An 11,387-nucleotide genomic window follows, 5' to 3' on the forward strand; every position below is an offset into this window, starting at 1 on the left:
ATAAAGGAGGGTAAAAGACTTGTCGAGAGAATCAGATTTTTATTTGCGTCGTCTACATTCACTACTCGGAATCATTCCAGTGGGGCTTTTTGTTGCCCAGCACTTAGTGATTAACCACTTTGCCACACGCGGCCCAGAGGCATTCAATGCTGCATCCGATTTCATGGGGAACTTACCATTCGTACTGTTTTTAGAATGGTTCATCATCTACATCCCACTTATGTTCCACGGGTTCTACGGTGTGTACATAGCTTTCACAGCGAAAAATAACGTACAGCGTTACGGGACTTTCCGCAACTGGATGTTCATGCTACAAAGAATAACGGGTGTATTCCTTGTAATCTTCATTGCATGGCACATCTACGATACAAGAATTCAAAAAGCATTGGGCGTTGAAGTGAATTTTGACATGATGGCTAAAGTCTTATCGAATCCATTCATGCTTGCGTTCTACATTGCGGGTGTCCTTGCAGCTACATTCCACTTGGCGAATGGGGTTTGGTCATTCCTAGTAAGTTGGGGGATTACACAATCTCCACGTTCACAAACTATCGTTACGTATATCTCGATGGCAATATTCCTAATTCTTTCTGTCATCGGTGTACAAGCGTTACTTGCTTTCGTCGTTTAATTAATAAAAAATGAGATCACCTATAATTTGAGGAGTGAAACAATAATGGCAAAAAGCAGATTGATTGTCGTCGGCGGTGGACTAGCCGGCCTGATGGCAACTATCAAAGCGGCTGAAGAAGGTACGCCGGTTGACTTGTTCTCAATTGTCCCGGTTAAACGTTCCCACTCTGTATGTGCACAAGGTGGCATCAACGGTGCAGTAAATACGAAAGGGGAGGGCGACTCGCCTTCAATCCATTTCGATGACTCTGTATACGGCGGTGACTTCCTTGCAAACCAGCCACCCGTACAAGCAATGACGGATGCAGCACCAGGAATTATCAGTCTATTGGACCGGATGGGTGTTATGTTCAACCGTACGCCAGAAGGACTTCTGGATTTCCGACGTTTCGGAGGTACAATGCATCACCGTACGGCTTTCGCAGGTGCGACTACAGGTCAGCAGCTCTTATATGCACTAGACGAACAAGTTCGAAGTCATGAAGTTGCTGGACTTGTCACGAAATACGAACACTGGGAATTCCTTGGTGTCATTCTTGATGAAGAAGGCGTTTGTCGCGGTATTAAAGCGCAAAACATGAAAACAATGGAGATCCAAGCATTTAAAGGCGACTCAGTTATTATGGCAACAGGTGGACCCGGAATCATTTTCGGGAAAACGACAAACTCTGTCATCAATACAGGTTCTGCAGCTTCGATCGTCTATCAGCAAGGAGCACACTACGCAAATGGTGAGTTCATCCAAATTCACCCAACAGCAATTCCAGGAGACGATAAACTGCGTCTTATGAGTGAATCTGCTCGTGGTGAAGGTGGACGTGTTTGGACTTATAAAGACGGCAAACCTTGGTATTTCCTTGAAGAGAAATATCCGGATTACGGTAATCTTGTACCGCGTGATATCGCAACACGTGAAATCTTTGACGTTTGCGTTAACCAAAAACTGGGTATTAACGGTGAAAACATGGTGTATCTGGACCTTTCGCATAAGGATCCAAAAGAGCTTGACATTAAGCTTGGTGGTATCATCGAAATCTATGAGAAATTCACAGGCGATGATCCACGTAAATTACCGATGAAAATCTTCCCGGCTGTTCACTATTCAATGGGCGGACTATGGGTGGATTATGATCAGCAAACAAGTATCCCAGGTTTGTTCGCGGCAGGGGAATGTGATTATTCACAGCACGGTGCAAACCGTCTTGGCGCAAACTCACTTCTTTCAGCAATTTATGGCGGGATGGTCGCAGGACCAAATGCCATTAAATATATGAAGGGTTTAAAACGTTCTGTAGTGGACCTTCCTTCTACAATCTTCGACGCAGCAGTGAAAGAGGAGCAGCAGAAGTGGGACGATACGCTTAAAATGAACGGTACTGAAAACGCTTATGTTCTTCATAAAGAACTTGGCGAATGGATGACAGATAACGTAACAGTAGTTCGTTACAATGACAGACTACAAGCGACAGACGATAAAATCGTTGAGCTTCTTGAACGTTATGAAAACATCAATATTACCGATACGCAGCTATGGTCTAACCAAGGTGCAACATTTACGCGCCAGTTGAAAAACATGCTATACTTGGCACGTGTTATCACTCTTGGTGCACTGAACCGTAACGAAAGCCGTGGAGCCCATTACAAACCGGACTTCCCGAATCGTGATGATGAAAACTTCTTGAAAACGACGATGGCAAAATTCGATGGACATTCTGCTCCAATCTTCCATTATGAAGAAGTCGATGTTTCCTTGATTCCACCACGTACACGCGATTACTCCGCGAAGAAAGGAGATTGATTTAGTTGAGCGAGAACACTACAGCAGTAAAGGATCTCCAGCAGCAGACTGCACAGAAGACGGTCCTTTTTGAAATCCGACGTCAGGATACTGCTGAGTCACAACCTTATTGGGAAAGTTTTGAATTAGAATATAGACCGAATATGAACGTCATTTCTGCTTTAATGGAAATTCGTCGTAACCCGGTCAATGCAGAAGGTAAGCAAACAACACCAGTTAACTGGGAAATGAGTTGTTTGGAAGAGGTTTGTGGGGCATGTTCAATGGTTATCAACGGACGTCCGCGCCAATCTTGTACAGCACTTGTTGATCAGTTTACACAACCGATTAAACTTGAACCAATGAAGACATTCCCAGTCGTTCGCGACTTGATTGTTGACAGAGAATTCATGTTTGATTCATTGAAAAAAATCAAAGCATGGGTTCCGATTGACGGAACATATGACCTTGGTGAAGGGCCTCGTATGCCTGAGCGTAAACGCCAATGGGCATATGAACTTTCGAAATGTATGACGTGCGGCGTATGTCTTGAAGCATGCCCGAACGTTAACGACAATACGAACTTCATGGGACCTGCACTTCTATCACAAGTCCGCCTTTTTAACACGCATCCAACTGGTGCAATGAACAAGGACGAACGTCTAGCGACGCTTATGACAGATGGTGGAATTGGAGAATGCGGTAACTCACAAAACTGTGTTGTTGCATGTCCAAAAGGAATTCCTTTGACTACTTCGATTGCAGCGATGAACCGTGCAACGAACGTACAAATGTTCAAAAACTTCTTCGGAAGTGACCATATGGTAGACTGATTTCAGTCTATTGCCCCGCTTAGGCATTATGCCTTGGCGGGGCTTTTTTAGTTTAGTAGGCTTCATTTATCAGGAGATATTTGGTAGAATGAATGAGTGTTCATTCTAATAGGGGAGATGATTCTAGATGAAAGCAGTATACATAAATGATTTATCAACATGGGCATCAGAATTCGGTTTTTTTGTTCCTGTATCCGTTCGTTTTTCAGAGACGGACATGTATGGCCATTTAAACAACACGGTACCGTTTATTTATTTTGAACATGCGAGGATTGAGTTTTTAAAAGAAATCAGGCTTATGAATAACTGGCTTGATCCAGAGGGTGATACTTTTCCAGTCGTCGCTGATTTGCAATGTGATTTTGTGAAGCAAGTCTTTTTTGATGAGAAGCTGAAAATATTCGTTAAAGCTGCAACAGTTGGCAACAGCTCTGTTGATATTCACTACATGGCGAAGAACAGTAAAGATGATATTGTCTTCACTGGACGGGGTACTATGGTTCAGATTGGCAGACAGACGGGCAAAGGTGTTCCGTGGTCTGAAGAGGAGAAAATACTTTTTGTTAACTAAATCAGCATGTAGCCGGCACAGCTCGCCGCTCCTTCACATATTTTAAAGTGAAAGTGGATAGGAGGGCGCGTCTTGATAGAGGACTCTAAAAACCGTTCATTGCTTACGGCAAGAGAACGAGAAATTTTTAATCTGCTCGTTGAAGATCAAACGACAAAAGATATCGCGGGGCGGCTCGGAATCAGCGAAAAGACTGTTCGCAACCATATTTCGAACACAATTCAAAAGCTAGGTGTTTCTGGCAGAGCGCAAGCGGTTATCGAATTGTTACGGTTGGGAGAATTGCAATTGCGTTGAAGCAGGTGTAAATAATGAAAGGGCAATCATAGCTAAGTGTTAGTGATTGATTGATGCCTTGTAACAGTAGCTGTTTGACCTGCATCATGCAGTCCTCAAGCAGCTATTTTTTAACGTTTTATTCCAACGATTTATTAGGTATTGCCATAAGCAGAGAAAAGGGGGACAATAGGTAAACAGTATTTGTTTTCAGGGAGCTGGTTCAGTTGATGGAAAATAACCCACCAAAAATTCAGTATACAGATGAAGTTGCACATATGGAGAAAGAATTACGTTATGTTGCGGCAATCATTAAACAACAAGGTCGTAGAATTCTTAGCAATTATACAATCACGCCACCTCAATTCGTTGCTTTACAGTGGTTATTTGAACATGGAGATATGACGATTGGGGATTTGTCGAACAAGATGTTCCTTGCATTCAGTACTACGACTGATTTGGTCGATCGGATGGAAAAGAACTCGCTTGTGAAGCGTGTCCGCAATGATCAAGATCGCCGTGTTGTGCGAATTCATCTTCTCAGCGAAGGTGAGCGGGTAATCGAAGAAGTAATTGATAAACGCCGTCATTATTTGAATTCGGTGTTGGTAGATTTCGATGAACAACAAGTGAAGGATTTCTCAGATTTGCTGAGTAAACTACATCAAGAGATGAAAAAGGATTGAGGGATTTTAGTGGAAGCACCAATAGGAGTAATTGATTCGGGCGTCGGCGGACTAACCGTGGTTAAAGAGATGCTCAATCGACTACCACATGAACCCATCGTTTACATAGGGGATGATGCCCGTTGTCCATATGGGCCCCGGCCAATTGACGAAGTTCGGGAGTTTACAATGGAGATGGCATCAGCACTTTCCAAAATGGGGATAAAAATGCTTGTCATTGCTTGCAATACAGCTACAGCTGTTGCGCTCGATGATATCCGCGCACGATTTTCATTTCCTGTCATCGGCGTCATCGTGCCAGGTGCAAGGGCGGCAGTTAATGCGTCCGGGTCAGGGAAAATCGCTGTGCTTGGGACTGCTGGAACAATTAAAAGTGGCGCTTATGATGATGCAATCCATGTTCTTTCACCGAATGCGATGGTTTACTCACTTGCATGTCCTGAATTTGTTCCAATTGTCGAAAGTGGTCAGTATAAGTCGGAAAGTGCAGGTATTATTGTTGAACGTACGCTGCGTGAACTGGTGGGTAAAGATTTTGATGCAGCGATACTCGGATGTACACATTACCCGTTATTGCAGCAACATATTACTACTTCGCTACCGAATAATGTAAAAATCATTTCATCCGCGGTAGAAACAGTATGTGATGTTGAGCGTATTCTACTATCTAATGGCATTGAACGCATTGCTGACAGCGCAGTGGCGCCTGTTTTTTATACAACAGGAGAGTCGAAAACTTTCCAAGGAATTGTTGAAGACTGGTTGTCGATTGAAATGCCAAATGTAAGCTATATTGAATTGTGAGAAACTCGGAAGTCCAGATTTGGACATCCGGGTTTTTGCGTATATGAAATGAGTTATGATAAGATGAATGCGCAATCTGAATGATGGAGGGTACATGATATGAGACATGATGGAAGAATGGCCGATATGATTAGGCCGGTAACAATAGAAACGGATTATTTAATTCACCCAGAAGGTTCTGTTCTAATTACGGTCGGAAATACGAAGGTGATTTGTACAGCTTCTATAGAAGAGCGGGTTCCGCATTTTTTACGTAATAGCGGAAAAGGCTGGATAACGGCAGAATATTCCATGTTGCCACGCGCTACTGGACAAAGAACGCAACGTGAAGCTTCAAAAGGTAAGGTCAGCGGACGTACGATGGAAATCCAGCGCTTGATAGGCCGTGCTCTGCGCGCTGTCATCGATTTGGAGGCACTTGGCGAACGGACGGTTTGGGTTGACTGTGACGTTATCCAAGCAGATGGTGGAACACGTACAGCGTCGATTACGGGTGCATTCGTCGCAACAGCAATGGCTATTTCAAAACTGCACATTGAAAAAGGATTAGCAAAATTCCCGATAACTGATTTCCTTGCTGCAACGAGTGTTGGGAAGACAGTTGAAGGCGAACTCATCCTTGATCTTGACTACATTGAAGATTCCTCGGCTGCTGTTGATATGAATGTTGTTATGACGGGCGCTGGCGCTTTCGTCGAGCTCCAGGGGACAGGCGAAGAATCGACATTTACGCGCATTGAGATGAACGGTCTTGTGGAACTTGCAGAAGTAGGGATTAACCAATTAGTCGAAGTGCAAAAAGAGGCGCTTGGACTTGTTGCGCAGTTGATCAAACCGAAGGGGCAAGTTGAATCATGAAGGAAGTATTGATTGCCACAAATAATGCGGGCAAGGCAAAAGATTTTGAAACGTTGTTCAAACCATTGGGTGTAAAAGTTCTTACATTGAATGATATCGAAGGGGATATCGATGTAGAAGAGACGGGCGATACATTTGAGGCGAATGCGATTCTGAAAGCAGAAACGGTTGCACGCCTGCTCGGTAAAATTGTTATCGCAGACGACAGTGGACTTGAAATCGACGCGCTTGGCGGCGCACCAGGCGTCTACTCCGCGCGTTATGCGGGTGCTGTGAAGAATGATAGTGCAAATATCGACAAAGTACTAAACGAGCTAGAAACGACTTCTGAGGGCAATCGTGGCGCTAGATTCCGCTGTGTCTTGGCGGTAGCTGGACCCGGTTTGAAAACAGAAACGTTTTCAGGCAGCTGTGAAGGATTGATTCGTAAGGAACGACAAGGGTCGAACGGTTTCGGATATGATCCAATCTTTTTCGTGACGGCATTAAACCGGACAATGGCAGAGTTGTCAGCTGAAGAGAAAAATGAGATTTCGCACAGGGGAGCGGCATTAGCCCAGTTGAAACTTAAGTTACCACACATTATGACGGGTGTAGGTGATTCAGAATGAAGATTGTTGTTATGAGCGATTCCCATGGAGATAAAGAAACGGTGAAAGCCGTTTCTGCACTTTCTGCTGACGCGACTTTTCATTGCGGTGATAGTGAATTGTCATTCGATGATTTAGTTTTACAAACAATGCATAGAGTCCGTGGAAACTGTGATAGCGATGCTAGGTTCGCTGCGTCCGTTGTGGTTGAGGTAGAGGGGAAGACGGTATTAGCTGTACACGGTCATGAGCACGATGTAAAACAATCGTTGATGGGGCTTTATTATTATGCAAAAGAATGTGGGGCAGATATCGTTCTATTTGGCCATTCACATTTGTATGGTGCTGAGATGAAAGATGGAGTTTTGTTCTTGAATCCGGGGAGTACAATGCAGCCACGGGGCGGGAAAGAAGCGACTTATGCTGTCGTGGAGTGGGATGAAACGGTGCGCGTAACAATTAAGAATATGGCATCGGAAACAGTAGATTTCATGGAAATGAAAAAGATTTAAAAAAGCGTTGACTTTATTCCTTAAGCAATATATACTAAGTATTGTCCTTAGGGAATGAACGAAAGTTTGTAACGCACGTCTCAGTAGCTCAGCTGGATAGAGCAACGGCCTTCTAAGCCGTCGGTCGGGGGTTCGAATCCCTCCTGGGACATAATTTTTACGCAGTTCAAGCCTTGATGTGATAGGGTTTGAGACAGATTAGGGATTCGGTCAGGGCTTCGGTCACTGGTGCAGAATCCCTTTTTTGTACCCTAGTATTTTACGTATAATAAGACACGAAATTATCTTCCAATTCAACTGAATGGAGGATTTTTTTATTATGACGAAAAAGACAGGATTATTTGATGTGGATTTCACACTGACAACCAAAGAGCTTACCACTTCTATTAAAGGGGAGAAGGCAACCACCGCTCGCTACAAGCTCTTTTCGGAAGCTTTAGGAACTATTATCAACCAAATGCAGGTGAGTGGCTACCGCCCTCGTACTATCAAAGATTACGATACAGTACTGCTGAACTTTGCAAAGAGTACAGGGATTACCTATTTAGAAGAAGTTACAGTAGATACTATCTACTCGTGGTTAGATTCCATGCAGGTTGTAAATCAAACAAAGTTAACACGTTTAAAGGTTGTGAAGTCGTTCTTAGGTAAGTGCATTAACAATGGTTGGTTGAAAGTGAACTTTTGGCACTCTATCAACGTGAAAGTAGATAAAAAGGTGAAGAAGGGTGCTAAACCAAATGATATTGCTATCCTTATCTCATTGATTGATAAAAATACTTATATTGGTCTTAGGGATGTGGCGGCTATAATAACCATGTACAAAACGGGTATTCGTATTAATACTTTGGGGCAGCTTGAAGAAAAGCACATTGACTTTGACAATAAAATGCTTGTTCTAAATGGAGCGATATTGAAAAATCACCAACTACTAAAATTGCCGCTCAACGACCAACTTATACAACTTTATCGGGTGCTAATCAAACAGAATATAAAAGTAAGAGAATATTACGGAGAAAGCAATTCCAATATATTCATTTCAATAAAGGGAACATCGTTAAATACGAAATCAACAAATAATGCAATCTCAAAGCAGCTAACTAAATATGCGAAACGATTTGGACTAGAAAACATCAATGCGCACGCCATTAGAAGAGCCTACGCAAAGAATTTACATGATAATGGAGCAAGTATAGCCCTTATCAGTAAAGCACTAGGACATAGCGATTTAGCCGTTACAACACAGTATTTGGATTTAGAAGTAGAAGAGGTTGCATCTAGCTTGAGGGATTACCTATGAAGATTAACAATTTTACTATATATAGCTCCTGCTACAAAAGCTGAACTAATTAAAAGTAATATAAGCATCTCAGAAGCTGATGAACCCATTCATTCCTTAGAATGGGTTCATTTTCGTTTTTGTACATGTTGCATTCAAAATATGAAGATGATGAGGCATAAGAATATCAATGTGACAATACTCTAAGTAGCTATGTGGGGAAATGAACTTAAATAAACTAAAGGGTACATGCTCCTCGATACATTAATACAGGTGCAATGAATTATATTCCACATCACGCTTACTGGGGTGCGCAGTCAATTCTAATATGTTTAATGTGTCAGAGTTGAGAGAAAGCGTATGAAGGCTTTGCAATTGATTGTAAATGCTACTACTGATGCAGCAATTTGACTTGCTGGATTGAATCCTCGATATGCAACAATGTGCCGCCACTCAAATTATTTATGTCACAGCGACTATATTAAATTAAATGCTTATGAAGGGTATTTAGCTGAGAAGCATGCTTTAAAAGAACATGGTTATTGTGGATGTCCGGGGTACTTATGACCAATAGAAAACGTCCATTTCCACAGAAACCCTATAGCTATACAATCCCCGCACTCTTGTTAAATAATACACCGTGTGAAAGTGAAATGAATGCTCTTAAAACCGCTTATTTGACGTGTTTTTTACGTGCGTGGGATAGAGGTGACAATCCACAATCAAATAGTTCAAGCTTATAAGGACTTCTCTGCAACATGGGAAGTCTTTATTGCTATGTAAAATGGTTATCCTCCACTATTATTTGCTTTAAGTAACCCCATACAATTCATAACATAAAAGTTTGGTTGAATATAAACGAGCCGGGGGTTCTGCCATAAAATGTGGTACATAGAGAGAAAGATGATATATTAAGTGTTAAGCAATTAATGATTGTAATAAATAAAGAGGATGTGAATTTATATGGTATCTATAGAGTTGAAAGAGAGCGTATGGAAATCTTTAAGGGGAAGTTCAGTGCTTTTTTTGAAACGTGGAATTCAAGAATTAAGAAATCATACATCTTATGATAGAACTACCTTAACGAATGAAGGCGCAAAATTTTCATATATATTTTTTCAAACTTCCATAGAACTGGCTTGTAAAGCATATTTAGTGAAGAGAAATAGGTTGCAAGAAATCGTAAAAAAGAAAAAGAGTGATAATGATATTCTTGAAGAAACAATCATTTTGGAACGTTTAGAGAATAATACATTGGATTTTATTAGTTTTGAAAAGATAAAGCATATTCTAAAAGAAAAAATGACAGATGAACAGTATGAGATGATTGAGGATTTTCAGCATAAAAGAAACAAAATTATTCATTTCGATTTGAAATTTAGTGAAGCAGATTTAATAGATTTAAATTATGATTTTATTTATTTCATAGTACATGTTCTACTGCCAATATTAGCCGAGAAGGATGGTTTTGATGAATTTTATTATCCAAATACTCCTTCAGAGATATATGATGGGATATTAAGTAAAGAAGATTTCTTGAATTTAATTAGTCTACCACTATATATTGAAAGAATGTACATGGAGGCATTAAAAGAATCTAAGAATGTTTATCAGTGTCCTTTTTGTAGGAGAGAATGTTTTGGAATACAAGAACGTAAGTGTTATTGTTGTGGCTTTGATGATGAAATTCAACTTGAATTTACTGATTGTTATTGGTGTGAGTCTTCAAACTCTGTTGCATATGATGTTTTAAATCTTGAAAGCAACGACAATTTTATTTGGAAGACAAAATGCCTAAATTGCAATGAAGATTGTAGTGTGTATGTTTGTCACAATTGTGAAAATGCATATTCATTTATTGATACTTTTCCGAAGTGTACGCCTGAATATTGTTCGACATATAATGAGGAGTTACAAAAGGTCTTCGAACCAAGTTCATAAATATGTCATAGTCCCTAGGGGGGGGAATTGTTGGCATAATGACACGTTCCCGGCTACGGCGTCGATTCTTCAAATGACTTACATCATTCAAAGCTTAAACCCGAGAATCCTATATACGCCCGTATTCAAATCACGATAACTTTTATATGTCAGGATTAGGGGCTTTACATTTGCATTAGAATTCATTCATGAATTTCAATGTAATATTTGAGTAGTATTCAATAGGATAAAACCACAGTGATAACGCACGTTCGCGGCATGTATTGTAGCAATGTTCTTGACTACTGAAGCTGTAGTTGCAGACCTTCCTGAACCAGCTGGTGCAATGGGCGGAATGCCTAATATGGGTGGCATGGGCGGCATGATGTAAGGTCTTCACAAGCTATTTTGTGAAGCTGTCTAGTTCATAATTAATTAGTATAGGAATAACCACTTCTCAGAAAATTGGAGAGGTGGTTATTTTTTATGCTTTTAAAATTTGCATATCAAGACTTTTTAGCAGACAGAAAATTTAAGAACACAACGCAAGTGAACATTGGAAACTATGAGAGGACGCTAGGACTGTTTATCGACTATTGCCTTGAACTTGGTGTCATTAATATTGAAGAGGTAGCACAAAGTCATGTA

General features: G+C 41.1%; 12 protein-coding genes, 1 tRNA gene and 1 pseudogene. All 14 read left to right on the forward strand.

What is annotated here, in order from left to right; translation table 11 throughout:
* Positions 1–19 precede the first annotated feature (19 nt).
* Positions 20–631, forward strand: a complete 612-nt coding sequence (locus H2672_RS05945; protein WP_186670211.1) for a succinate dehydrogenase cytochrome b558 subunit — start codon at positions 20–22, stop codon at positions 629–631.
* Between the two features lie 45 nt (positions 632–676).
* The gene (sdhA, locus tag H2672_RS05950; protein ID WP_186670213.1) at positions 677–2,431 is read left to right on the forward strand and encodes a succinate dehydrogenase flavoprotein subunit; all 1,755 of its coding nucleotides are present in this window, start codon (positions 677–679) and stop codon (positions 2,429–2,431) included.
* Between the two features lie 5 nt (positions 2,432–2,436).
* Positions 2,437–3,243, forward strand: coding sequence for a succinate dehydrogenase iron-sulfur subunit (sdhB, locus tag H2672_RS05955; RefSeq protein WP_186670215.1), 807 nt, complete (start codon positions 2,437–2,439; stop codon positions 3,241–3,243).
* Positions 3,244–3,370: 127 nt separating this feature from the next.
* The gene (locus tag H2672_RS05960; RefSeq protein ID WP_186670217.1) at positions 3,371–3,814 is read left to right on the forward strand and encodes an acyl-CoA thioesterase; all 444 of its coding nucleotides are present in this window, start codon (positions 3,371–3,373) and stop codon (positions 3,812–3,814) included.
* 72 nt (positions 3,815–3,886) lie between these two features.
* Positions 3,887–4,111, forward strand: a complete 225-nt coding sequence (locus H2672_RS05965; protein ID WP_067207867.1) for a helix-turn-helix domain-containing protein — start codon at positions 3,887–3,889, stop codon at positions 4,109–4,111.
* Between the two features lie 209 nt (positions 4,112–4,320).
* The gene (locus H2672_RS05970; protein WP_067207869.1) at positions 4,321–4,776 is read left to right on the forward strand and encodes a MarR family winged helix-turn-helix transcriptional regulator; all 456 of its coding nucleotides are present in this window, start codon (positions 4,321–4,323) and stop codon (positions 4,774–4,776) included.
* 9 nt (positions 4,777–4,785) lie between these two features.
* Positions 4,786–5,580 (forward strand): glutamate racemase, encoded by a 795-nt coding sequence (racE, locus tag H2672_RS05975; RefSeq protein ID WP_186670219.1) that lies wholly within the window; start codon positions 4,786–4,788, stop codon positions 5,578–5,580.
* Between the two features lie 99 nt (positions 5,581–5,679).
* Positions 5,680–6,438, forward strand: a complete 759-nt coding sequence (gene rph, locus H2672_RS05980) for a ribonuclease PH (RefSeq protein WP_186670221.1) — start codon at positions 5,680–5,682, stop codon at positions 6,436–6,438.
* Positions 6,435–7,049: an XTP/dITP diphosphatase gene (locus H2672_RS05985; protein ID WP_186670223.1), complete on the forward strand. Its 615-nt coding sequence runs from the start codon at positions 6,435–6,437 to the stop codon at positions 7,047–7,049. The genes rph and H2672_RS05985 overlap by 4 nt, the downstream gene beginning before the upstream one ends.
* A complete protein-coding gene (locus H2672_RS05990) occupies positions 7,046–7,540 on the forward strand; it encodes a metallophosphoesterase (RefSeq protein ID WP_186670225.1) in 495 nt (164 codons plus the stop codon). Before H2672_RS05985 ends, H2672_RS05990 begins: the two co-directional genes overlap by 4 nt.
* Before the next feature lie 77 nt (positions 7,541–7,617).
* Positions 7,618–7,691 (forward strand) — tRNA-Arg (locus tag H2672_RS05995).
* Positions 7,692–7,859: 168 nt separating this feature from the next.
* Positions 7,860–8,840: a tyrosine-type recombinase/integrase gene (locus H2672_RS06000; RefSeq protein WP_186670226.1), complete on the forward strand. Its 981-nt coding sequence runs from the start codon at positions 7,860–7,862 to the stop codon at positions 8,838–8,840.
* 942 nt (positions 8,841–9,782) lie between these two features.
* A complete protein-coding gene (locus H2672_RS06005; protein ID WP_186670227.1) occupies positions 9,783–10,760 on the forward strand; it encodes a hypothetical protein in 978 nt (325 codons plus the stop codon).
* Positions 10,761–11,013: 253 nt separating this feature from the next.
* Positions 11,014–11,130: pseudogene (locus tag H2672_RS19565) on the forward strand (hypothetical protein); the annotation flags it as partial.
* Positions 11,131–11,387 lie beyond the last annotated feature (257 nt).

This window comes from Sporosarcina sp. BP05 (assembly GCF_014282005.1).
GTDB lineage: Bacteria > Bacillota > Bacilli > Bacillales_A > Planococcaceae > Sporosarcina.